Genomic DNA, 24,001 nt, shown 5'->3' on the forward strand with positions numbered 1-24,001 from the left:
TGGATTCAGGAATTGTCAGACACTCCGCCTTCCGAACGCCGGGCGCTCCTCGAATCGCTGGTCGTCGCGGAGTTCAAACGGGAACTGATGATGGACGACACGGAGGTGATGCCTCTCGGGGTGAGTTACTTCGAACTCGGACTCACCTCCCTCGGCGCCGTCGACACCCGGCGGCGGCTCGAACAGGAACTCGGCCGCACGCTCGACGCGGCCTTCCTGTTCAACCACCCCACGGTCGGGGACCTCGTCGACTTCCTGACCGCCGACGTGCTGCCCGAACTCTTCTCCGCCGGCCCGCCCGCCCCCGAGCCGGCCCAGGACGCAGGAGTGTCCACGTCCACGAAGCACCTGGTCAACGACATCCTCAAGGAGCTCTACCAGTGACCGACACGGCCTCGTCCCGCACCGACGCCCTGCTGAAGGACCTGCTTCTGGAGAAGTACGAGCCGATCGCCGTCATCGGGCTGGGCATCCGCTTCCCGGGGGACAACGACACTCCCGAGGAATTCTCCGCATTCCTCAGGGAAGGCCGGGCGGGAACCGGCCCGGTGCCCGCGGACCGCTGGGACATGGACGCCTTGCAGGCCGCCGAGAAAGAGGCGGGCCGAAGTCCCCTCGCGGCCGGCGGCGGATTCGTCTCCGGTGCGGACGAATTCGACTCGAAGTTCTTCAACATATCGCCCAAGGAAGCCGACTTCATGGATCCCCAGCACCGCTGGGCCCTGGAATCGGCCTGGCGCGCCATGGAATCCGCCCAGCTCGACCCGGCCGCACTGCGCGGCAGGAACGGCGGCGTCTATCTCGGCGTCGGACAGATGGACTTCGCCATCGACGTCGAGGCCCTGGACCCGGTCGACCTCGACGCGCACGTCGCCGCGGGCACCGCGCACAGCGCCGCCGCCGGACGACTGTCGTACTTCCTCGGCTGGCGCGGCCCCTGCATCAGCGTCGACACCGCCTGCTCCGCCTCGCTCGTCGCCCTGCACCTCGCCGCCCAGGGACTGCGCCGGCGCGAGTGCGACATCGCCCTCGCGGGCGGCGTGAACGCCACCCACCACCCGCGCAACCACATCGTCTACTCCCGCGCCGGCATGCTCTCGCCCGACGGCCGCTGCAAGACCTTCGACGACTCCGCCGACGGCTACGGCCGCAGCGAGGGATCCGGCATGGTCGTCCTCAAGCGGCTCTCCGACGCCCGGCGCGACGGCGACACCGTGCTCGCGCTGCTGCGCGGCTCCTCCGTCCGCCAGGACGGCGAGAGCGGCGGCCTCACCGTCCCCAACGGCACCGCCCAGGTCGCCCTGATGCGCGACGCGCTCGCCTCGGCCAACCTGGAGCCCGCCGACATCCAGTACGTGGAGGCGCACGGCACCGGCACCTCCCTCGGCGACCCCATCGAGATGGGGTCCGTCAACACCGTCTTCGCCGAGTCGCGCGCGCACGGCGAACCGCTGCCCGTCGGCTCCGTGAAGACGAACATCGGCCACATGGAGGCCGCCGCCGGCATCGGCGGCGTCGCCAAGGTCCTCCTCCAGCTCCGGGAAGGCGTGATCTACCCGCACATCAACCTGGAGACGCCGTCCCGGCACATCCCCTGGGACCGCTACCGGGTGACCGTCCCCACCGCACTGCGCGAGTGGCGGGCCGACGGACCCCGGCGCGCCCTGGTCAACTCCTTCGGCTTCGCCGGCACCATCGCCTCCGTCGTCCTGGAGGAGGCGCCGCCCGTCCCCGCGCCCGCACCGGCGCCGGACGACGGCACCGCCGTGTTCACCCTCTCGGCGAAGGACCACGCCGGACTGCGCGCCCAGGCCGCCGCCCACCTGAGCTTCCTCGACGCCCACCCCGGTCTCGCCGTCCCCGACCTCTGCCGCAGCTCCAACCTCGGCCGCGCCCACCTGCCCGCACGGCTCGCCGGACCGGTCTCCTCGCGCGAGGACCTGGTGCGCCTGCTCGAGGGCCAGCTCGCCGACGACGGCCGCGACGGCGACGGACCCCGGTTCACCGAGGCCGCGTTCCTGTTCTCCGGGCAGGGCGCCCAGTACGTCGGCATGGGCCGCGGCCTGTACGAGCGCCACCCCGTCTTCCGCCGCCACCTCGACGCCTGCGACCGGCTCTTCGCCGCCCACCTCGGCCGCTCCGTCAAGGACGTCATGTTCGGCGACGCCCCGGACAGCGACCGCGACCTCGACCGGACCCTCTACACCCAGCCCGCCCTGTTCAGCCTGGAGTACGCGACCGCCCGCCTGTGGATGTCCTGGGGCGTCCGGCCGGGCGTCCTGCTCGGACACAGCGTCGGCGAGATCGCCGCGGCCGCGATCGCGGGCCTGTTCTCGCTGGAGGACGCCGTCCGGCTGGTCGCCGTCCGCGCCCGCCTCATGCAGTCCGTCACCGCGCCCGGAGGCATGGCCGCCGTCCTCGCCCCCGCCGAGGACATCGCCCCGCACCTGGAGCGCTACCCCGACCTCGGCTTCGGCGCCGTCAACTCCCCGCGCCAGTGCGTCGTCTCCGGCGGACGCGACTCCCTCGCCGAACTCGCCGGCGTCCTGCGCGACCGGGGCGTCGACGTCCGGGACCTGCCGGTGTCGCACGCCTTCCACTCGCCGCTGATGGCCGAGGTGGCCGACGCGTTCCGCGAGGCGATCGCCGGCATCGCCTTCCACGAACCGCGGCTGAGCTTCGTCTCCAACCTCACCGGAGAGGTCGCCGCGCTCGCCGACGTCGGCACGCCCGACTACTGGGTCCGCCACATCCTGGAGCCCGTCGACTTCGCCGCCGGCATGCGCCGGGTCCAGGCCCGCGGCCCCCACGTCCTCGTCGAGGTCGGCCCGTCCGGCGCGCTCACCGCCCTGGGCCGGCAGAACGGCGACCCCGACGCGCACGTCTGGGTGTCCAGCATGGCCAGGTCCGACGACGGCGCCGCCACCGCCGCGGCCGCCGTCGCCCGCTGCTACCGGGCCGGACTCCCCGTCTCCTGGACGGGCTACCACGCCGAGCGCGGCGGACGGCACGTGCCGCTGCCCGGCTACGTCTTCGCGAAGAAGCGCCACCCGCTGCCCTCCGCCCGCGCCGGCGCCGCCCTCACCGGCCGCGCCGTCGGCCCGGCCCGCCACCCGCTGCTCGGCGTCGACGTCACCGCCGATGACCGCCGCGCGACGGGCGAACGCGAGTTCGGCGCACCGCTGTCCCCCGCCTCCCCGGCCTACCTCGCCGACCACGTCGTCATGGGCCAGGCCGTGTTCCCCGGCGCCGGATACGTCGAGATCGTGCTGGCCCTCCAGGACGCGGTGCACGGCGAGACCGGCCGGCCGGTCCGCGACCTGCGCATCCACGAACCCCTCTTCCTGCGCGACGGCGAACCCACCGAGATCCGCACCCGGCTGCGCCCGCGCGCGGAGGCCGACGGGCCCGCCGACGTCGAGATCGTCAGCCGCGTCGACGGCCGGGACGGCGTGATCGAACGCGTCCACGCCACCGCCGTCCTCGACGGCGCGCCCACCGGCCCGGCCGCCCTCGGCGACGTCGTGGACCGCCTGCGCAAGACGGCCGCGGCCCTGGACGAGCCGCAGTCCCGCCGGTCCGGCGAGGACCTGTACGAGCGGTACGCCGAGCTGGGGCTGCCCTACGGCCCCGAGTTCCGGCGCGTCCTGCGCGTCGACCGGCACGCCGACGGCTTCGCGACCGGCGAGCTGCGCGCCCTCGACACCCCCGTCGGGGAACACCTGCGGGCCTCGGTCCTCGACTGCGCGATGCAGACCCTCGGCGCCGCCGTCGACCTGGACGGCACCTACCTGCCCGTCGGCTTCGACGCCGTCGAACTCCTCAAGCGCCCCAAGGCCGGCCTGCGCGTCCTCGTCCAGGTCGACCTCGGCCCCGGCGAACTCACCGCCGACATCGTCGCCCTGGAGGGCGCCCGCACGGTGTTCGCCGTCAAGGGCGTCCGCCTCAAGCGCGTCGCCGACGCCCCGGCCGACCCGGCCGAGCGCATGCTGCTGCGCCCCCGCTGGCTCAAGCGCTCCCTGCCCGCCGCCAGGACCGGCGGACAGGACCGCCGCGTCCTGGTCGTCCACCCCGGCGACGGCCTCCCCGGCGACCTGGACGACCTCCTCGCCGGCACGGACGTCCACACCCTGCACGCCCCCGACGCGACGGCCGCCGCCGCGCTGCTCGCCGCGGACCCCGCCGTCACGGACCTGTGCTGGTTCTGGACGCCCGAACCCGCCCTGCGGGGCGAGGAACGGCTGCGCGCCGAGACCGAGCGCAACTACCGCGACCTGCTCGCCCTCGTGGCGGCCCTGGCCGACGGCCCGGCGGCCGGCCGCGACCCGCGGATCCTGCTCGTGACCGAACGCGCCCAGTGGCTGCCCGGCGACGTCGCGGACGGCGCGGCCCGCGACGGCGACGCCCTCGCCGCCGCCTCCCTGTGGGGTTTCGGCGCGGTCCTCGCCCACGAGCACCCGGCGCTGCGGCCCGTGCTGCTCGACCTCGACGGGACCGACCTGCGGCCCCTCGCCGACGAACTGCTCGCCGCGGACGCCTCCGGCGGCGAGCACCGCATCGCCTACCGGTCCGGCGTGCGCCACGTGAAGCGGCTCTCCCCGCCGCCCGCCGCCGTCCGCGACGACGTCAACACGGAACTCACGATCACCGAGTACGGCCAGTTCTCCGCCGTACGCCCGCTGCCCGTCGAGGACCGCCCGCCCACCGGCGACGAGGTCACCGTCCAGGTCCACGCGGCCGGCCTCAACTTCAAGGACGTCCTCAACGCGCTCGGCATGCTCCGCCAGTACGCGCTGGACCACGGCCTCCCGCACGAGCCCCTCCCGCTCGGCTTCGAGGCGTCCGGCACCGTCGTCGAGGCGGGACCCGACGCCGCGTTCCGGCCCGGCGACGACGTCGTGCTCAGCCGCATCGGCTGCATGCGGCGGCGGGTCACCGTCCCCTCCACGGTCGTCGTGCGCAAGCCCGCCGGCCTCACCTTCACCGAGGCCGCCGGACTGCCCGCCGCCTACGTCACGGCCCACCACGCGCTGCACGGCCTCGCCGGGCTCAAGGCGGGCGACCGCGTCCTGATCCACGCGGCGGCCGGCGGCGTCGGCCAGGCGGCCGTGCGCCTCGCCCGGCTCGCCGGCGCCGAGGTGTACGCCACCGCCAGCCCCCGCAAGTGGCCCCTGCTGCGCTCCCAGGGCGTGCGGCACGTCATGAACTCCCGCACCCTCGACTTCGCCGACGAGGTCCTCGCCGCCACCGGCGGCCGGGGCGTCGACGTCGTCCTCAACAGCCTCAACAAGGACTACATCCCGGCAGGCCTGCGCTGCCTCGCCGACGGCGGCCGGTTCGTCGAACTCGGCAAGATCGGCGTCTGGACCCCCGAGGAGATGAGCGCCCGCCGGCCCGACGTCGCCTACCACAACTTCGACCTCAGCGAGCTGCCCGCCGACGAACTCGACCGCCTCAACCACGACATCCTGCGCACGGTCGCCGACCACGTCGAAGCCGGCCGGCTCACCGCCCTGCCCGTCGTCGGCTACTCCCTCGACGAGGTCGAGGAGGCGTTCGGCGTCCTCAGCCGCGGCGCCAACGTCGGCAAGGTCGTGCTGGAGTTCCGCGACGAACGCGACCTGCCCGCACAGCCCGTGCGGATCGACGCGGGGGAGACCTACCTCGTCACCGGCGGCCTCGGCGCGCTCGGCCTGGCCTCCGCGCGCAAGCTGGTGCGCCAGGGCGCCCGCCGCATCGCGCTCGTCAGCCGCCGGGCCGTCGACGAGGACCGGCGGGCCGAGATCGCCGCCGGACTCGGCGAAGGCGTCGAGGTGCGAATCCTCCAGGGCGACATCGCCGACGCGGCCGACGTCCGGCGGATCGTCGACGCCCTCGCCGGCGGCGAGGCCCCGCTCGGCGGCGTCCTGCACGCCGCGGGCGTCCTCGCCGACGCCCCGCTCACCGCCCAGACCCCGCAGAGCATGACCGCCGTCCTGCGCGCCAAGCTCTACGGCTCCTGGCTGCTGCACCGCGCGCTGGCCGAGGTGCCCACCGTCCGCTTCTTCGTCGGCTACTCGTCGATCGCCTCGGTGCTCGGCTCCGCCGGCCAGGCCAACTACGCCGCCGGCAACGCCTACCTGGACGCCCTCATGCAGGTCCGGGCCGCCGCCGGACTGCCCGGACTCAGCGTCAACTGGGGCCCGTGGGCCCAGATCGGCATGGCCGCCTCCCTCACCGACCGCCAGATCGCCGGCATCGAGGCCCGCGGCCTGAAGTTCGTCAAGCCCGACGCCGCGCTGAACGCGCTGTTCGCCGCGCTCGCCCGGCCGTACGCGCAGACCGTCGTCGGCGAGTTCGACTGGGACGCCTACACGAACGCCCAGCCCACCCCGGACGCCCTCCTCGCCGAGCTGGGTTCGGCCCGCGACGGCGCGCCGGACCGGGCCGAACTGGACGTCGACGAACTGCTCGCCCGGCCGAAGCCCGACCGCGAGGCCGCGCTGCGCTCCCTGCTGCGCGCCCGCATCGCGGACGTGCTGCGCTACGACTCGCCCGACGAGATCGACCTCGACGCCCGCTTCGTCGACCTCGGCCTCGACTCGCTCGGCTCGGTGGAACTGAAGAACGCCCTGGAGACCGTGCTCGGCGTGCCCCTGCCCGCCTCCGCCCTCTTCGACCACCCCGAGGTGCGCTCGCTGGCCGTCTTCCTCGACGAGCAGCTCGTGCCCGACGGGGCCGGGGACGCACCGGCCGCACCGCCGCGGGAGAACCCCGGCGAGGACGTGCGCGAACTGACCGACGCCGAGGCCGACGACGAACTCGACGCGCTGCGCGAGATGTTCCGGTGACGGGCGGCCCGAAGGTGACGAGCTACATCGACCACCTGGAGACCCTGTCGAGGAAACAGCTCATGGTGATGCTGGCCAGGCAGCACCACGAGCGGACCCAGCCGGTCGCCGTCATCGGCATGGGCTGCCGGCTGCCCGGCGGGCTCGACGACCCCGAGGAGTTCTGGACCGCGCTCCGCGAGGGGCGGGTCCTGCCCACCGACACGGCCGGCGTGCCCGTCGACAGCCTCGGCCGCCCGCGCTGGAACCTCGCCGCGCCCGACCTCGCGCCGCTGGCCCCCCGGCTGCGCCAGGGCGCCTACCTGACGGACGTGGACCTCTTCGACGCCGACCGGTTCGGCATCGGACACGAGGAGGCCCGCCACATGGACCCGCAGCAGCGCCTCCTGCTGGAGGTCGCCGCCCAGGCCCTCGCCGACGCCAACCTGTCCCGGCAGCGGCTGCGCGGCCGCACCGTCGGCGTGTACGCGGTGGCCGGGCCGGTGGAGTACCCGTACGCCTGGCTGCGCGGCGGCATCCCCGCCGACGCGCTGACCGGGCACATGAGCACGGGCTCCTCGCCCAGCGCCTTCAGCGGCCGCATCGCGCTGTCGCTGGGACTCGACGGCCCGGCCGTCACCGTCGACACCGCGTCCTCGTCCATGCTGACGGCCGTGCACCTGGCGGTGCGGGCGCTGCGCGCCCGCGAGTGCGACATCGCCCTCGTCGGCACCTGCAATCTGCTGCTCTCCCCGTTCAGCACCGGCATCCTCGACCGGGCCGGGATGCTGTCGCCGACCGGCCGCAGCAGGCCCTTCACCCGGCACGCCGACGGACACGTCCGCGGCGAGGGCTGCGGGGTCGTCGTCCTGAAGCGGTACGCGGACGCCGCCGCCGACGGGGACCGGCCGTACGCCCTCGTGCGCGGCAGCGCCGTCCACGCCCAGGGCGACCGGCCCGGCATCTCGGTCGCCCCGGCACGCGGTCAGAAGACCGTGATCGAGCGGGCCCTCCAGGACGCGGACATCGCCCCCGAGGACGTGCAGTACGTCGAGGCGCAGGCCAACGGCTCGCGGATCGGCGGCCAGATCGAGGCGGAGACCCTGGCCGACGCGTACGCGCGGCGCTCACCGGACGCGCCGCCGCTGTACATCGGCTCCTGCAAGGCGAACCTCGGCTACCTCGAGACCGCCTCCGGCGCACCCGGGCTGATGAAGACGGTGCTGGCGCTCGCCCACGCCGAGATCCCGCCGCAGCCCGGCGAGGACGAGGCGGACCCGGACATCCCCTGGGGCCGGACCGCGCTGCGGCTCGCCGCGAAGCCGCAGCCCTGGCCCACGCGGGGCAGGAGGCGGGCGGCCGTCAGCGGCTTCGGGTTCTGCGGCACCCTGGCCCACGTCGTCCTGGAAAGCGTCCCCGACCGCCCACCCACCACGGACACCGCAACCCCCGGAACCACTGCAACCCCCGGGGCGGCCGGGTCCGGCGGGGCGGCCGGGACCGCTGGGGGCGCGGGGAAGGTTGGCACCGCCGGGTCCGCCGGAACCGCCGGGACGGCCGGGTCCGCCGGGGCGGCCGGGTCCGCCGGGGCGGCCGGGTCCGCCGGGGCGGCCGGGTCCGCCGGGGCGGCCGGAACCGCCGGGGCGGCCGGAACCGCCGTGGGCGCGGGGAGGGTTGGCACCGCCGGGTCCGTCGGCACCGCCGGGTCCGCGGGGTCCGGCGGGACTCCCGGGTCCGTCGGGTCCGCCGGATCCCTGGAGGACGCCGGGGCCCACGGGGACGGGGGCCCGTGGCCGTTGCTGCTCTCGGCCCACAGCGCCGAGGCACTGGCCGGCACGGCCGCCCGGCTGCACCGGCATCTGCGGCGGCGGGCGGGCTGGAGCCCCGCCGCCGTCTGCCGGACCCTGGCCGAAGGCCGCGACCACCCCGCCGTCCGGTACGCGGCCGTCGTCCACGACCGCGACGACCTCCTCGCCGCCCTGGAACAGGCCGCGAGGGCCGACGGCGGTACGGGCTGCGACGCTCATGCCGTGACGGCTGGCGGCGGCAGGGGCTCCGACGCCCACGCCGTGACGGCCGACGGCGGCCCGGGCTCCGACGCCCACGCCGTGACGGCCGACGGCGGCCCGGGCTCCGACGCCCACGCCGTGACGGCCGACGGCGGTACGGGCTCCGACGCCCACGCCGTGACCGCGCACGCCGCCGAGGCGGCCCGGCGCGTCCGGCGCCACCTCGCCGGGGAGGCCCCCGCCACCGACGAGTGGTGGCCCGCCGGCCGCCCGCGCCCCGAACTGCTCCACCTCCCCGGCCCGGCGCTCGTCCGGCGGCGCCACTGGCCCGACCACCACAACTGGATCTGAGTCTCAGCCCTCTACGGACAGGACACCCCTTCATGCACTACCCGAACCTCAGGACCGCCGTCGACACGGTGGCGTTTCACGCCACGCACCACCCGCGGCGCACCGCCCTGAGCTGCGAGGGCCGCAGCGTCACCTACGAGCAGCTGCACCGGGAGAGCAACCGCACGGCCCGGTCCCTGCTGGCGGCCGGCGCCGGACGGGGCACCCGCGTCGCCTTCCTGGGCAAGGAGTCCGAGCACTACTACGAGATCTTCTTCGCCTGCGCCAAGACGGGAGCGGTGCTCGTCCCGATCAACTGGCGGCTCACCCCCGCCGAGGTGGAGCACATCCTCCGCGACTCCGGCGCCGAAGTCCTCTTCGTGGAAGGCGAGTACGCCGCCGTCGCCGCCCGCATCCGCGAGGAGCTGCCCGCCCGCCCCGCGCTCGTCGTGATCGACGGCGGCGACGACCGGGGCGCGGGCCTGCGGGAGTGGAAGGCGGACCGGACCGACGACGACCTCGCGGCGCGGGCCCAGCCCGACGACCCGGTCACCCAGATCTACACCAGCGGCACCACGGGCCTGCCCAAGGGCGTCGTCCTCGCGCACCGCAGCTTCTTCGCGGTCCGCGACCTGCTCGCCGACCACGGCCTCGACTGGATCGACTGGTACCCGCAGGACGTCAGCCTCATCTGCATCCCCGGCTTCCACGTCGCCGGCATCTGGTGGGCCATGCAGGCCTTCAACGCCGGCGTGACCAACGTGGCCATGCGCATGTTCGCCGCGCACGACGCCGTACGGCTGATCCGCGAACACGGCGTCACCACCACCTGCGCCGTGCCGGCGATGTTGCAGATGATGGTGTCCGAACCCGGCGTCGGGCCCGGCCACTTCGCCTCGCTGCGCAAGGTCACCTACGGCGGCTCCCCGATCTCCGAGACGCTGATGCTCCAGTGCATGGCGATGCTGGGCTGCGACCTCGGCCAGCTGTACGGGCTCACCGAGAGCGGCAACACCGCGCTGTGCCTGCCGCCCTCGGACCACCGCGCCGGCAGCCCCCGACTGCGCGCCGCGGGCCGCCCGTACCCCGGCGTCGAGGTGAAGGTGGTCAGCGACGAGGGCGACTCCCTCCCGTCCGGCGCCATCGGGGAGATCTGTCTGCGCACGCCCGCGGTGATGGTCGAGTACTGGGGCATGAAGGAGGCGACCCAGGAGACCCTCGCCGACGGCTGGCTGCACACCGGGGACGCCGGCTACCTCGACGAGGACGGCTACGTCTACGTGTGCGACCGCCTCAAGGACACCGTCATCGTCGCCGGCGAGAACGTCTACCCGGCCGAGGTGGAGAACGCGCTGGCCACCCACCCGGCGGTGGCCGAGGCCGCCGTCATCGGGGTGCCCGACGACCGCTGGGGCGAGGTCGTGCGCGCCTTCGTCGTGCTGAGACCGGGGATGTCGGCGAGCCCGCGGGAGCTGAAGCTCCACCTCCAGGGGCGGCTCGCCGACTTCAAGTCCCCGAGCGGCTACGAATTCATCGAGCGCGTGCCCCGCAACCCCAGCGGAAAGATCCTCAGGAGGGAACTCCGCAAGGAATTCTGGGCCGACCGCGAACGCCAGGTGAACTGACGGCGAGGGAGCGGCCGCCCGAGAAGTACGGGAAGCGCGGAAGGATTCCCCGCGGAAAACCCTGCGGAAATCCCTGCGGAAAACTCCGCAGGGATTTCCGCATGCATTCCCGCAGGTATTCTCCGGGCGTTCCGGGACGCCCTCCGGGCGTTCCTGGGTTCGGGGGGATTTCCCCGCGGGAACTCCGCGGACACGGGTCCGGGTCCGGGACCGGCCGAAGCCGGTCCCGGACCCTGCTGCGCGCGGGGGACCCGCGGGCTCCCGCGGGTCCCGGCCGAGTCCCCGGGCGTCAGCGGGAGCGGCAGCAGCCCAGGTGCCGCCACTCCGCCTCGTGCCAGTAGTACGCGGCGTCGTCGCGGGCGCTGGGCGCCGCCGCCCGGACCGTGTTGCGCACGGCGCCGCCCGGTGCGGCGCCACGGGCGGCGGCCGCGGCCGGCCGGAACGGCGCGAGCAGCTCGGGCACCTCGTGCGGGTGACCGCCCACCATGACCGTGCGCACCGCCGCCGCCGCGCGGATGTCGGTGAGCGGGTCGCCCGCGACGCCCACCAGGTCGGCCAGACGGCCCGGCGCCACCCGGCCCAGCCGGTCGCCCAGGCCGAGCGCCCGGGCGGCGTTGCCGGTGGCCGTCTGGAGCGCCTCACGCGGGGTGAACCCGTACTTCACCAGGATCCGCAGGTTCTGGTGGAGGCTGATGCCGATGTCGTCCAGGGCCGAGTCCGTGCCGGCGACGACCAGCCCGCCGGCCCGGTGCACCCGCAGCAGCATGTCGCAGTCCCCGACGGTCCAGGCGTGGTTGAGCCGGGTGTCCGCGCTGTCCGACGCCGCGTCGTCCGCCTTGCGCACCAGCCGGGCGTACTCCCAGTCGGGGTAGAGCACCCGGGTCCGCTCGTCCTCGACCAGGGAGCGGTCCTCCACGAACAGCTCGCTCGCGAACAGCGTCGTCGTGGAGATCCACATGCCGCTCGCCGCCAGCAGGTCCACCGAGTCCTGGAAGGTCCGCCCGGCGGCGAAGCTCAGCGTCCGCGAGTAGCCGAGGCGGTTGCCGCCCCCGGTGTGCTCCATGCCGTCCAGGCCCTCGCGGGCCGCCGGGTAGAGGTAGTGCGAGGTCACCGGGATGCCTGCCGCGTGCCCGCGCGCCACCACCTCCCGCTGGTACTCCACCGGCAGCCGGATGTACGACTTCAGCAGGTCGTAGCGCAGCGCGAGGGCGCGCCGCAGGTCCCGGTCCAGCTGGTCGCGGGAGAAGACCGGCCGCATCACGCGGTGACGTCCGCGGGTCCCCTCCAGACCCTCGCCGGACCCGAAGTAGCGCGGCCCGACCTTGGTCCCGGCCGCCAGGGCCTCGCGCGTCTCGACCATCTGGTAGGCGGGATCGCCGGGGCTGCGGCTGGTGGTGACGCCGTACGCGAGCCAGGCCCGGCCCTGCCGGTCCCCCCACTGCGGGCCGCGCCAGTGCCAGTGGTTGTGGGTGTCGATCAGCCCCGGCATGACGGTGAGGCCGGAGGCGTCGACGATCCGTTCGCCGCGCGCGCCTCCCCGGCGCACGATCTCCTCGATGCGGTCGCCGCGCAGCACGACGTCCACGTCGTGGCGCAGCGAGCCGGACGTGCCGTCCCACACCGCTCCCGCGCGCACCACGGTCCGTCCGGCGGGGGCGGGCCGGCGGGTCCAGGTCAGCCGGGTCGGCAGGGTGCGCGGCGAGCCGCCGTCGAGGCCGACCATGCGCAGCCGGCCCAGCGAGAGGTAGAGCAGCGCGCCGCAGCGCGTCCCCACGGAGAGCGAGTCGGCGACGTCGCCGGCGATCAGCACGGGCTCGCCGGTGATCGTCCCCGCCGCGTCGACCGGGACCTTCCACGCCTGGCTCTCGATGCCGACGACGAGATGCGTGCCGTCGGGCGTCCACAGCGGGCCGTCGCCGCTGCGGGTGGAGACCGAACGCCCGGGCGCCACGGCCTGGTAGCGCAGTTCGTGCGTGGTCAGGTCGACGGTGAGGATCTGGTTCACGCCGTTGACGCTGCGCCGCGAGTAGGGGGCGGCCGCGGCCAGGGCGAGGATCCTGCCGTTCGGCGACCAGGCGGGCGGACCCGGCTGGTACAGGGCGGGGACGACCTGGGTGACCGAGCCGTCGGCCAGGGTCAGCACCCAGGTGGCGCCGCTCTCGTCCTGGTAGGCGATCCGGGAGCCGTCCGGGGACCAGCGGGGCGAGAGCTGGGCGTTCGGCAGGTCGGTGAGCCGCTCGGAGACGCCCGAGGCGACCTCGTGGCGCCACAGGTTGGCGGTGCCGGCCCGGTCGCTGACGTAGACGAGGGAGCGGCCGTCGGGCGACCAGTCGGGGGAGGAGTTGGAGTAGCCGTCCGAGACGATCCTGACGGGCCGCTCGGCGCCGGTACGCAGCCACAGCGCGTTCAGCGCCCGGAAGGCGACCTTGCGGCCGTCGGGGGAGAGCGCGGGGTCGGCGATGCCCAGGACGTCCTGGGGGCCGTCGCCGGTCAGGTCCGGTCCCCTGCGCTTGTCGTGGTCCACCCGCCGCACCTCGACCGTGGCGGTGAACGGGACCTCGGCGCGCCCGCCGCCGCCGTCGAGCCTGCGCCGGCATATCCGGCCGTCGGCCGTGTAGAGCAGCTCGCCGGCCGACAGCCAGACCGGCGCCAGCGGGAAGACGTCCTCGTCCTCGGAGACGACCCGGTCGTCCACCATGAGTTCGGCGCGCGCGCCGGTGACCCGGACGTACGCCAACCGGCGGCCGTCGGGGGCGAACGACGGCGCGTACAGGGCGGCGTCCGCGGGGCCGGTGAGCAGGGTCCGCGCCGCTCCCGTCCCGAGGTCGACGGCCTCGATCGAGCCGTACTCGGCGACGTAGGCCACCTCCCGCCCGTCCGGGGACCACGTCGGCATGGCGAGGTCGCGGTCCTGCCGGGTGATCGCGCGGCGCGCGCCCGTCGCGAGGTCGAGGACCTCGATCCGCCCGGCGTTGTCCCGGTCCGAGGCGAACGCGACCGAACGGCCGTCCGGCGAGACCTTGGGCTCCTGGTCGTACCCGTCGCCGCTGGTCAGCCGGCGCGCCCCGGACCCGTCGACGCCGATGCGCCACAGGTCGTACGTCCCGTCGCGGAACGACTGGAACACCAGGCTGCGCCCGTCGGGCGCCCAGTGCGGCTGCGTCGCGTCCAGCACGTCGTCGGTGAGCCGGCGGGCCGTGCCGCCCGCGAGCGGTAACAGCCAGATCGCGTTGAGCGCGTCCATCGCGAGCGTCGTGCCGTCCGGCGACAGCGCGACGCACAGATTGGCGCTCTCATGGGTGTCGACGCGGACGAGGCCGTCGCCGGCCGCCCTGCCGGCCGCGTCGTCGGCGTACGCCACGCCGCCCGCGCCGAGCGGTCCCGCCTCGCCGCCGAGCCAGAGCGCCCCCAGCCCGACGGCGCCCGAACGGTGCAGCAGGGAACGCCGGGAAAGCCCCGGACTTTCCCCGGAAATGTCCTCGGATGCTCCGGACCCCTGTTCCGTCACAGTAATCCTCCCTCGTGCGGAGGCAGACAACGCACCGTCAATCCCCCGTGGAGCCGGCCCGTCGTTCGGGCGTGCGTTCGTACGGCGCGTCGAATATATGGCATCGGCCAATGCGGGGGAGGGGCCCGAGGGAAATCGGGGAACAATTCCGCGGCGGAAACGGGCGTCGTGGGGCGATCGGCTGTTTCCGCCGGGGGTCGGGCAGGAAGCGGTGAAGCGCCTGATCTCGGTGGCACGGCCGGCGTGGTCCGGGCGGGGCGAACAGACGTCGAGCGACACCGGCCTGCGGGACGCCCCGCAGATCTCGCCGGATCAGACCAGTCTTGCCGGTCCTTCCGGTCGTCGCTGCCGGGTGGCGCGCTGGAGTACTTCCGGGATGCTCTCGGGCTCCCTGCGGCGAGCCGGTTGCGGGCTGAGCCGCACCCGGGCAACGGCCAGTCCTTCGTTCCGCACCAGGATTCGGCGAAGGGCGACGCCATAGTGGGCACACTGGTGCTCTCCCTCCCTTCGGCGCACACGGGGGTGCCTCTATGCCGTTCGCCAAGGCGCAAATAGCGGGTTTGAGCGGTTTTGGGCTTGCCGAAGTTACGCGGTGAGCTCGACGTCCGCGGGGGTGAAGGGTTGTAGAAGGCGCCGTCGCGGAGTTTGGCGCCGTGGCGCGCGGCCCAGGTCCGCGACGTCGACGCCCCCGACTGGAGCGGCACGACTCCGCTCGGTGACTGGGGCCTGCCCCGGACCGCTACCGGGCGCTGCTCGGGGAGCACGCCACCAGGATTCGCCTGGACCTTCGGGAGGACGACGGCGAAGTCCGGGTGGCGGCGCCGCCGGGAGCGGTGATCCGGCTGTGGAACGGCGCTACGACCACCCTGCGTATCGGCGAAGGCGGGGGGAGCACGCTGCTCCTGCCGCCGGACGGCACGGCGAGGGCCCGTACGGCAACGGCGGCGCCGCTGTTTTCACCAGGGGCGGGGACCGGGTGGCCGTGGGGTGGCTGGGGAGTTATGCGGCTGCCGGCCCCTGAGCCGGGACGCCGGGCGGGTTCGCCAACGAAGGCCACCGCCCGGTCATCCTGGCCGGCAGTCACCGACAGCCGCTGGCCGTGCGGGGAGCTGCTACTAAGGTGGGGCTCGCAGCGTACGCGGGCCCCTTTGACGGCAGGGTCGGCGAAGGTCGGGACGGAGCAGACGGTACACATGGCGGACGAGCAGTTGGACCTCGGAATTCCGATGCCGGAAAGGCCGGGGGGCAAGGGCGGGTCCAAAGAGGGCTCCGATCAGGCCGGCCCCCCACGCAGGCTCGGCGACGACGAGACGATCGACTACATCAGCAACAAGGATGTCGTCAAACTGACCGAGGCCGAGGTCGTCCGTCAGCGCATCGCCAAGGTGCTCGTCCACCAGTACGGCATCAACCCCGACGACATGGTTCGCGACTACGGGCTACAGGTCCCCAACGCCGAGACGGGGCGGACGAGCCGCAGGCGCGCCAGTATCGCGATCTTCGAGCACGGCAAGCCGAAGAGCCTGCAAACCCTGAAGCGCATCGTCGTGACCAAGGCCCGCCCCAAGGGCAGCCGTACCGTCACCAAGATCCGCACCTACGCCCAGGCGGACGCTCAGCTGGCGGAGCTTCGCGAACTGATGCTCGCCGCCGGGCCGTCGTGCACGCTCGGTATGTGGACCGATGACAAGGACCTGTACTTCGTCGAGCGCAAGGACACCCGCTTCGAGCCGGAGTTCCACCCGCTGCCGAACTGGCCGAGCGGCGACGCCGAGGAGTTCGACGCCACGCGGGACGCCTCCTCACTGGCGGAGATGCGCCATGCCGACGAGTACATGCTCCGCTTCGCCTTCCGGCGCTGCCACAACTTCATCCACGGCAATGAGGGCCTGCCCAAGGACGCCGCCTTCTGGCAGTTCCTGTATGTGCTGTTCGCCAAGATCCATGACGAGCGGCTGGTCCGGGAGAACGGCCGGACGCCGCGCTTCCGAGTGGGTATCGAAGACCTGGATCCCGAGGGACACACGGGCAGCCCCGCGGTCGCCGCACGCATAAAGGAACTGTTCGAAGAGGTCAGGAAGTTCTACGCGGACCAGCTCCTGTTCGATCACCGCGACGAGCTGACCCTGTCGTCCGCGGCCCTCACCTTCATCACCGGCGAGCTGGCTCCCTTCAACCTGTATGCCACACCGATCGACGCGAAGGGCGTGGCGTACCAGGAACTCGTGGGTGACAACCTGCGCGGTGACCGCGGGCAGTACTTCACCCCCACCGGCGCCGTGCGACTGATGGTGGACATCCTCGACCCCAAGGAGCACGAGACCGTCTTCGACCCCTGCTGCGGCACGGGCGGTTTCCTCCGCGAGACCCTGAACCACCTGCTGGACCAGTGGAAGCCCAAGAACGGTACCTTCACCAGTCAGCAGTACGCACAGATCCTGCCCCCGTTGCGCAGGAAGCTGGCGGACTACGCGCGCGGGCACATCTTCGGCGCCGACTTCGACCCGTTCCTGCGCCGGGCCACCGCGATGAGCGTCATGATGCTCACGGACGTCGCCGGCAACGCCTTCCAGATGGACTCGATCGCCTTCCCCGACGGCCATCTGCCGGGCAACGAGGAAGCGCGGAAGGTCCCGGAGATCCAGCTGGGCAATGTGGATGTCCTGATGACGAACCCGCCGTTCGGCGCCGATATCCCCTTCTCCGAGGCCGCCGTCCTGGGCAAGTACCGTGCGCGTGCCCGTAAGTGGGGCGTCGCCTGGTCCTATTCCCGGGAGAAGGACGGCACGCTGAAGCCGTCGACCGTTCCCGCCTCGGCCGTCGCCCCGGAACAGCTCTTCGTCCAGCGTGCCATCGAGTGGGTCAAGCCCGGCGGCCGTATCGGCATCGTCCTGCCCAACGGCATCCTGTCCAACCCGGGCCCGTCGGACGAGGCCGCACGCAGGCTCATCCTTCAGGAGTGCTGGGTCATGGCCAGCATCGAGCTGCCGGTGGAGACCTTCATCGTCGAGGCCAACGTCAACATCCTCACCACGCTGCTCTTCCTGCGCCGCAAGACCGAGCAGGAGAAGCAGGAAGAGGGCATGTACGGCGCGGCCGACTACCCGGTGTTCATGGCGGTCGCCGAGAAGGTGGGAGTCGACCGCCGGGGGAACCCGGTCCTGGTCCGCTCTCCCGAAGGGGACGTGATCACCGAGGAGTACGAGGAGACGGAGGTTCTGCGCATCGGGCAGCGCGAGGTGTTGCGCACCTTCAAGCGTCAGCGCCCCATCGTCGACAACGACCTTCCCAAGATCGCGGAGGAGTACCACGAGTTCGTGAAGCGGCACGCGCACGAGTTCCCCTGGAAGGCCCGTACGTGATCACTCGCATCGAGGCCTACAACTACCGCTGCTTCGAGAATCTCGCCATCGATCTGTCCCGCTTCCATGTCCTCGCCGGGGCCAACGGCTCGGGCAAGAGCACCCTGTTGGACATCCCCGTCCTGCTCCGTGACCTGCTCACCGTCCGGCAGATCGCGGACGCCTTCCTGGCCCCCTCTCCGTCCACCGGCCGGCCGCCGCGCGCGCTGTCCCTCGCCGAGTCGGCGCACCGGGGCCAGGGAGGCGGCTTCGGCTTCGCCGTCGAGGCCATCCTCCCGGGGGAGATCGCCGACGCGATCGCCGAATCCTCACGCGACCCGCGGTTCCCGGTTCCCACGCACCTGCGGTACGAACTCCATCTCGCGCCGGTGGACAGCGGTCTGGGCATGGAGATCGCGGGTGAGTATCTGGTGCTCTTCCACGAGGAGAACCCCGTACGCCCCGTACCGCGTCAGAAAATGTTCGACGACCCCGACGAAACCGTGGTCATCCCGGGCAGCGGCCGTCGCCCGCGCCGGGTCGAATACCCCTGGCAGGAATCCTGGCGCCCGGTGTTCGCCCGCACCGGCGGCACGGTGGTCCGCTTCACCGACGAGACCGGCCGCGCGCCCCAGCTCTCCCTCCAGAGCCAGCACAGCAGCCTGGCCCTGGCCAACGTTCCCTTCGACGACACCCAGTTCCCGGCCGCGCTGTGGTTCCAAAACCTTCTCCGGGACGGCGCCGTCCTCTACGACCCCGAGTGGTCCGCTCTCCGTCAGGCCGCCCCGCCCGCCGGCCGAGAACCGGCACTCGACACCCAGGGCCGCAACACCCCCTGGCTCGCGCTCCAGCTCAGCCGCGAGGACCCTGAGTTGTACGGCGCCTGGGTCGATCTCGTCCAGCTCGCCCTGCCCCAGGTGGAGCAGGTGGAGGTCGTCGAGCGGGAGGAGGACCGCCACGCCTACTTCCGTGTGACCTACTCCGGCGGCTACCAGGTCACCTCCTCCGGCCTCTCCGACGGCACCCTGCGCGTACTGGCGCTCACCCTGCTCCCGTACCTGCCCCGCACCCCTGCCCTGCTGCTGACCGAGGAACCGGAGAACGGCATCTATCCGCAGGCCATCGAGATCGTCATGCAGGCCCTGCGGAACGTACGCGGCAGCCAGGTACTCGTGGCCACCCAGTCACCCCTGGTGCTGGCCAACGTCGGCCTCGCGGACGTACTCGCCACCCGCATGGATCCGGCCACCGGCGCGGTCACCGTCGTACGCGGCGACCAGCACCCCCGGATGGCCGACTGGCGGGCCGGACTCGACGATCTCGACCTCGGCACCCTCTTCGCCACGGGGGTGTTCGAGTGACCCGCGCCAACGCCAGACGGAACCGCGCCGCAGGGCGGGGGAGCCCCGCGACACCCGTCGTGCCCCGGCAGGCCGCCCCGGTTGCCGAGGAGACCAAGCGGGAACTGGTGTTCCTGGTCGCGGACAAGGGCATGGAGGCCATGATCGGCGCCTTCTTCGGACGACCGGACTTCCCTCACAAGCTCCGCTGCGCCGACTTCGACTTCAACCCCAAGACCGACATCGTGCGCGCCGGCGGCCACGATCCCGGACTGGTGAAGAAGGAAGCCGGGCTGATCCTCAACCGGCGCAGGCACGAGTTCCGCCGCGCGATCGTCGTCGTGGACCACGCCTACGACAACCCCCTCGCCCCGGACAAGATCCGCGAGCGGATCTCCGCCCAACTCGACGGCACTTGGGAGCAGTTCGCCGTCATTGTCATCGAGCCGGAGCTGGAGAACTGGTTCTGGGTGGACTACCCCGACCTGGTCAAGAAGGTCCTGCTGTGGACGGCGAAGGGCGGCGACCGCACCCCCAGGGAAGTACTGGCGGAGGCGGGCCTGTGGCAGGCCGGAGCCGACAAGCCGCTCGACCCGAAGAAGGCGGTGGAGTACCTGTACGAGAACGGGTACAGCCGTGACATGCTCAACGGCATCTTCAAGCGGCTGGCCCTGGCGCTGCCGTCGGTGCGGGGGTGCACGGACGAGTCGTTCCGGCTGCTGACGGCCACGCTCGCCGAGTGGTTCCCGGCCACGGACGGACGAGCCGTGACGACTCACGCATCGGCTGACGCATCGACTTACGCGGTGGACAACACGGAACAGACGGAGCACACGCAGTGAAGATCGCGTCCCACGACAACCCGGTAAAGATCGGCTGGCTCGCGGAACAGGGGCTGCGGCTGGACGCGGCGCCTTATCTGTCGGGGGCGTTCGCCGCTAGGCAGTTGCTGAAGCGGCTGCCCGTGGACAAGGACCCCTTGGCGGAACTGACCAAGGGGCACAACGGGGGGGTTTTCAACGGCCCGAAGTTCAGCCGCGTGTATGTCAACGATCCCGAGATCGGCGTTCCGTTCCTCGGTAGCACCGACATGATGGAGGCCGATCTCACTCACCTGCCGTTGCTCAGCCATGAAGTAGCCAATAAGTTTCCCTATCTCGATATCCAGCCGGGCATGACTCTGATTTCCTGCTCGGGGACCATCGGGCGCATGTCGTACGTGCGGACCGACATGCGGGGTATCTGGTCCTCCCAGCACGTAATGAAGGTCCAGCCGAACCCGGACCGTGTGCCGTCCGGCTACCTCAACACCTTTCTGCGCAGCCGCTTCGGCATTCCCATGATCACAAGCCAGGCGTATGGCGCGATCATCCAGCACATCGAGCCGCACCACATCACGAGCCTGCCCGTGCCGCGGTTCGCTCCGGAGGTGGAGCAGAGTATCCACGAGCTTGTGGAAGAGGCGGCGCGGCTTCGGGTGGAGTTCCAGGCCGGGCTGGAGGCGGCGACCACGGACCTGTTCACCAGGGCAGGGCTGGAGGAGCTGCTCGACCTGCGGTGGCATGAGCAGCCTCGTGATCTGGGGTTCGCGCAGCGGGGGATCACGTCGACGACTCTGCGGGCGCTCAATTATCAGCCGCGGGCAGGTCGGATCCTGCGCAAGTTGCGGGATGCGGATCATGTGCTTCTTCGTGACATCTGCGCGGGTGGGCAGCTGAGTCGGGGGCTACGATTCACGCGGGTGGATGGCGCCGTGGGGCCGCAACACAGCTACAAGTTGGTGGGTCAGCGGCAGGCATTCTGGATGCGCCCGGAAGGGCGTTGGATCAGCAAGGCGAAGACGTCCCCTGCGGTGTTGGCGCGAGATGAGACGATTCTTATTGCTTCGCAGGGAACGTTGGGCGAAAACGAGGTCTTCGCTCGCCCTGTCTTCGCTACTGGCTCCTGGCTGAGGCATGCCTTCTCGGAGCACTTCTTGCGAATCCGTCCTGGAGGCTCGGAAATCTCCGGAGCCTATCTGTTCGCCTTTTTCCGTTCTGAGGCGATTTTTAGGACCCTGCGTTCTATGTCCACAGGTGGCAAGCAGCAGGACATTCACACTGGCTTGTGCGGCGACATCGCGGTGCCAGTTCTCACCGCGACGGACCGGGAACACATTGAGCAAACGATTCGTACCGCATACCGGAAGCGCGACGAGGCCGATGTCTACGAAGACTGGGCATTGGCGCTTCTGGAGCAGGCGGTGTTGGAGCACAGCACGACCGCGTGAGCTTGAGTCTGCTCGACGTGGATAATGGGGTGCTGTTCCCCACGAGCTCATGGAACAGCCTTGGGTGTATCGGTATCCCGGCCCACTGCGGACCGGGGCGTGGGTGGAGGCGTCAGACGGCAGGTGTCGTGCCGTTCTTGAGGGCGGCGACGAACGGGCCCCAGGCGTCCGGCGCGAAGGCCAACACAGGAGCGAGAGGGGTCTTGCTGTCGCGGACGGGGACGAGGACCGGGATGCCGTCGGCTACCTCCACGCAGGCGTCGCCTTGTTCCCCGCCGCTGTAGCTGGACTTGCGCCACAGGGCGGCACTCAGATCTGGGGTGGCTCGCATGGCTTGAAGTTCTCCATCGCTGCTTCGATCAATGCCGCGGACCCCCGCGGCGGCAGGGCGCAGGCCTTCATTCGATCGTACTCCCGCAGTCGCCGGGTGACGGTCTCCCTGTCGTCGAAGACTTCCCCACTCCCGGCGCCTTCCTGGTAGACGGTCGTGGAGTTGTCAGGGAGCGTGAGCAGGATGAGCGTGCCGTTCATCAGGGCGCAGGCCCCGGCGCTGAATGGGACGACCTGAATCGTTGTGCGCCCGGTTTGCACCAGCGGTAGGAGCGCTTCGAGTTGCTCGTACATCACAGCTGGGCCGCCGACTGCCTGCCGGACGGCCGCCTCGTTGAGGATCCACCAGAAATCCGGTGGGTTGTCTCCGCGTAGAACCTCCTGGCGGCTCAGGCGAGCTGCTACGAGGCTGTCGATCTCCGCTACGCCGGCTCCAGGGTTGCACTCGCGGAACAGTGCCCGCATATATGCCTCCGTCTGAAGCAGCCCAGGAACAATGCTGGCCCCGAACTCCTGAATCCGCGCCGCCTTCGCCTCCAGCTCCAAGCAGTGGTCGAACCGCCTGGGCGTGTGTTCCCGCTTGACGACCCCCCACAACCCCTGGAACAACTCCCCGGTCCCGAACGCCGCGTCCAGCTTCTCGGAGATCGGCGGCAGCGGCAGCCGTTCCCCCGTCTCCACGCCGTGCAGATGCGTCTTGCTGTAGTTGACGACGTCCGAGAGGCGGTCCAGGGACATCCGGGCCAGCTGCCGCTGCCGGTGCAGTTCGGTTCCGTACAACTCCCGTGCCGAGCGCGCGGGTTCGAGGTCACGTGCGCCAACCGTCATCCGTCGGTCCTCCTTGGTCCCGTGATTCTCGCTGTTCCAGGTCCCCGGAGGGGACGGATCACCCCTGTCGAGAGTAGCGACGGATGGTGACGATAGAGGCACGAACGGTGATTCCCGCCGCTCGCACGCACCCTCGTTCTCGGAGATCCCTGATGGACGCTGCCCAGTCGCCCGACGCTCCCACCCTCACCACCGGCCCTGCCCCCAGCCCCAGCCCCATCCCCGGTCCGGACCGTCCGCCCGCCCGACCCGCCTCCGACTACGACGGGTTCTGGATCGGCTCGCGCGACATCGGCCCGGTCTACGTCCCGGGCGCACCCCCCGCCGGAGCCGTACCGCAACCGCCATCGTCACCGGCCGTCGGCGACCTGGCGTACGACACCAGAAGGGATCGCTACGGCGTGGTGATGGAACGTACGGGCGGGCAGGTGCACCTCCGTCCCAAGGGCGGCGGCCTGGAGTGGGCGGCGCGGCCGGAGGACGTCGAACCGGCCTGCGCGGGCGAGGAGTTGGGCCCACGCGTGGCCCGCGCCAACGCCCGTAGCCGGGGCGAGATCCTGTGAGCCGCCGGAACCCACCGGACCAGCAGAACCCACTGGACCCGTCACCGAAAGCGAACGAGAAAGTGAACGCGAGCGCGTACACCCCCGCCGCCGGACTGCCCGGCATCCCCGTAGGCACCCTGGTCCGGGACACGGCGACCGGTCGCCAGGGCACCCTGCGGGACGTGCTCCCCTACGAGCCCCCGGACAGCCGGCCGGTCCCGGGTTCCGTCGTCCGGCCGCCCCGGCTGCTCGCCTTCATCCGTCCGGTGGGCGGCGGCCGTGAGTGGACCACCGACCCGGGAGACGTCGTACCGCTGTCGTGAGGGCCGATGCCGGCTCAAGCCTCACCGAGCTCACCCGGACCGGTCTCACGGCTTGCCGATGTCCACCGCCCATACGCCCGTGCCGTCGTACGCCTCCGGGGTCGCGGTCAGTACCTGACCCTCGCCCTGGCCGGCCGCCGAAGCGTAGAGCGCGTGCGCGTGCCGCCAGTCGACGCCCGCGACGGTCGCCTGTTCCACGGCGGCCGCTCCCGCGAAGTCGAGGGGCAGGAACTCCAGGCCGGGAAGCGCCCCCGTGTGCGCCGCCGCACCAGGAAGCTCCTGGCTTGCCGCGAACAGACACAATGCGGGGACGTGCGCGCGCTGAAGCGGATCGTCGACCTCGACCACGGCCAGTCCGGACAGCAGGCGATGCCCCCTGCACAGGGCGACCACCGCCGTGTGATCCAGGATGATCACCGGCGCTCCCCCAAGCGGCCCGCGGCGATTTCCGCTCGCCAGGCCTGAGCCTCGCGCACGTCCTCATCGGTCAGATCCGGCCGCAGGTTCGCGCGGACGTACGCGATCGCCCGTGCTGTCCGCTCGGCCCGCTCGCCTTCGGTGGGAGTTGCCGCGACAACGCGTTCCACGTACGCGCGGGTACTCATTCCGCGCTCTTCGGCCAGCGTGCGAAGGCGATCTCTTATGCCTTCGTCGATCTTGATAGTGGTGTCAGCCATAGAGGGAGAATACCAATGAATACCTTGTCCGGTGTCTGTGCTTGAAGAGTGACCTTGCTCGCGCCCT

General features: G+C 72.0%; 15 protein-coding genes. 10 read left to right on the top strand and 5 right to left on the bottom strand.

The window, feature by feature from the left end:
- Positions 1–12: 12 nt before the first annotated feature.
- Genes OG802_RS24915 through OG802_RS24930 form a run of 4 tightly spaced genes read left to right on the top strand, consistent with a single transcriptional unit; the run spans position 13 to position 10,773 of the window.
- A complete protein-coding gene (locus OG802_RS24915) occupies positions 13–384 on the top strand; it encodes an acyl carrier protein (protein WP_329413795.1) in 372 nt (123 codons plus the stop codon).
- Positions 381–6,830, top strand: a complete 6,450-nt coding sequence (locus OG802_RS24920) for a type I polyketide synthase (RefSeq protein WP_329413797.1) — start codon at positions 381–383, stop codon at positions 6,828–6,830. The genes OG802_RS24915 and OG802_RS24920 overlap by 4 nt, the downstream gene beginning before the upstream one ends.
- A complete protein-coding gene (locus OG802_RS24925) occupies positions 6,827–9,169 on the top strand; it encodes a beta-ketoacyl [acyl carrier protein] synthase domain-containing protein (RefSeq protein ID WP_329413799.1) in 2,343 nt (780 codons plus the stop codon). Before OG802_RS24920 ends, OG802_RS24925 begins: the two co-directional genes overlap by 4 nt.
- A gap of 32 nt (positions 9,170–9,201) precedes the next feature.
- A complete protein-coding gene (locus OG802_RS24930; protein WP_329413800.1) occupies positions 9,202–10,773 on the top strand; it encodes a fatty acid--CoA ligase in 1,572 nt (523 codons plus the stop codon).
- 289 nt (positions 10,774–11,062) lie between these two features.
- Here OG802_RS24930 and OG802_RS24935 read toward each other — a convergent pair whose 3' ends face one another.
- Entirely contained in the window at positions 11,063–14,281 is a 3,219-nt protein-coding gene (locus tag OG802_RS24935) for an amidohydrolase family protein (RefSeq protein ID WP_329413801.1), read from the bottom strand.
- Positions 14,282–15,507: 1,226 nt separating this feature from the next.
- On the opposite strand from OG802_RS24935, the gene mads2 reads away from it, so the two are divergent.
- From mads2 to mads5, 4 genes are read left to right on the top strand one after another with little or no spacing between them, the layout of a single operon-like run.
- Positions 15,508–17,643: a methylation-associated defense system DNA methyltransferase MAD2 gene (mads2, locus tag OG802_RS24940; protein ID WP_329413802.1), complete on the top strand. Its 2,136-nt coding sequence runs from the start codon at positions 15,508–15,510 to the stop codon at positions 17,641–17,643.
- Entirely contained in the window at positions 17,640–18,983 is a 1,344-nt protein-coding gene (mads3, locus tag OG802_RS24945; RefSeq protein ID WP_329413804.1) for a methylation-associated defense system AAA family ATPase MAD3, read from the top strand. Before mads2 ends, mads3 begins: the two co-directional genes overlap by 4 nt.
- 59 nt (positions 18,984–19,042) lie before the next feature.
- Positions 19,043–19,804 (top strand): methylation-associated defense system protein MAD4, encoded by a 762-nt coding sequence (mads4, locus tag OG802_RS24950; protein WP_329413806.1) that lies wholly within the window; start codon positions 19,043–19,045, stop codon positions 19,802–19,804.
- The gene (gene mads5, locus OG802_RS24955; RefSeq protein WP_329413808.1) at positions 19,801–21,231 is read left to right on the top strand and encodes a methylation-associated defense system restriction endonuclease subunit S MAD5; all 1,431 of its coding nucleotides are present in this window, start codon (positions 19,801–19,803) and stop codon (positions 21,229–21,231) included. The genes mads4 and mads5 overlap by 4 nt, the downstream gene beginning before the upstream one ends.
- Positions 21,232–21,343: 112 nt before the next feature.
- On the opposite strand, the gene OG802_RS24960 is transcribed toward mads5, so the two are convergent.
- Both OG802_RS24960 and OG802_RS24965 read right to left on the bottom strand, forming a co-directional pair.
- Positions 21,344–21,562 carry a DUF397 domain-containing protein gene (locus OG802_RS24960; RefSeq protein ID WP_329413809.1) on the bottom strand — a complete coding sequence of 73 codons (219 nt, stop codon included), beginning with the start codon at positions 21,560–21,562 and terminating at the stop codon, positions 21,344–21,346.
- On the bottom strand, positions 21,541–22,389 hold the full coding sequence (locus OG802_RS24965) for a DUF5753 domain-containing protein (RefSeq protein ID WP_329413811.1): 849 nt from the start codon (positions 22,387–22,389) through the stop codon (positions 21,541–21,543). The genes OG802_RS24960 and OG802_RS24965 overlap by 22 nt, the downstream gene beginning before the upstream one ends.
- Positions 22,390–22,541: 152 nt before the next feature.
- Here OG802_RS24965 and OG802_RS24970 point away from each other — a divergent pair, with 152 nt between their 5' ends.
- A complete protein-coding gene (locus OG802_RS24970; RefSeq protein WP_329413813.1) occupies positions 22,542–22,952 on the top strand; it encodes a hypothetical protein in 411 nt (136 codons plus the stop codon).
- Positions 22,953–23,014: 62 nt separating this feature from the next.
- Entirely contained in the window at positions 23,015–23,257 is a 243-nt protein-coding gene (locus OG802_RS24975; RefSeq protein ID WP_329413816.1) for a hypothetical protein, read from the top strand.
- Positions 23,258–23,302: 45 nt separating this feature from the next.
- Here the strand turns inward: OG802_RS24975 and OG802_RS24980 are convergent, their stop codons facing one another.
- Both OG802_RS24980 and OG802_RS24985 read right to left on the bottom strand, forming a co-directional pair.
- Positions 23,303–23,674, bottom strand: a complete 372-nt coding sequence (locus tag OG802_RS24980) for a hypothetical protein (RefSeq protein WP_329413817.1) — start codon at positions 23,672–23,674, stop codon at positions 23,303–23,305.
- On the bottom strand, positions 23,671–23,934 hold the full coding sequence (locus tag OG802_RS24985; protein WP_329413818.1) for a hypothetical protein: 264 nt from the start codon (positions 23,932–23,934) through the stop codon (positions 23,671–23,673). The genes OG802_RS24980 and OG802_RS24985 overlap by 4 nt, the downstream gene beginning before the upstream one ends.
- Positions 23,935–24,001 lie beyond the last annotated feature (67 nt).

Origin of the sequence: Streptomyces sp. NBC_00704, assembly GCF_036226605.1 — a bacterium.
In the GTDB taxonomy this organism is placed as follows: domain Bacteria; phylum Actinomycetota; class Actinomycetes; order Streptomycetales; family Streptomycetaceae; genus Streptomyces.

Excerpts from the sequence above, each read along its gene's own strand:
- OG802_RS24930 (WP_329413800.1), top strand. The coding sequence starts at position 9,202 with ATGCACTACCCGAACCTCAGGACCGCCGTCGACACGGTGGCGTTTCAC.
- mads2 (WP_329413802.1), top strand. The coding sequence starts at position 15,508 with ATGCCGGAAAGGCCGGGGGGCAAGGGCGGGTCCAAAGAGGGCTCCGAT.
- OG802_RS24960 (WP_329413809.1), bottom strand. The coding sequence starts at position 21,562 with ATGCGAGCCACCCCAGATCTGAGTGCCGCCCTGTGGCGCAAGTCCAGC.
- OG802_RS24965 (WP_329413811.1), bottom strand. The coding sequence starts at position 22,389 with ATGACGGTTGGCGCACGTGACCTCGAACCCGCGCGCTCGGCACGGGAG.
- OG802_RS24970 (WP_329413813.1), top strand. The coding sequence starts at position 22,542 with ATGGACGCTGCCCAGTCGCCCGACGCTCCCACCCTCACCACCGGCCCT.
- OG802_RS24985 (WP_329413818.1), bottom strand. The coding sequence starts at position 23,934 with ATGGCTGACACCACTATCAAGATCGACGAAGGCATAAGAGATCGCCTT.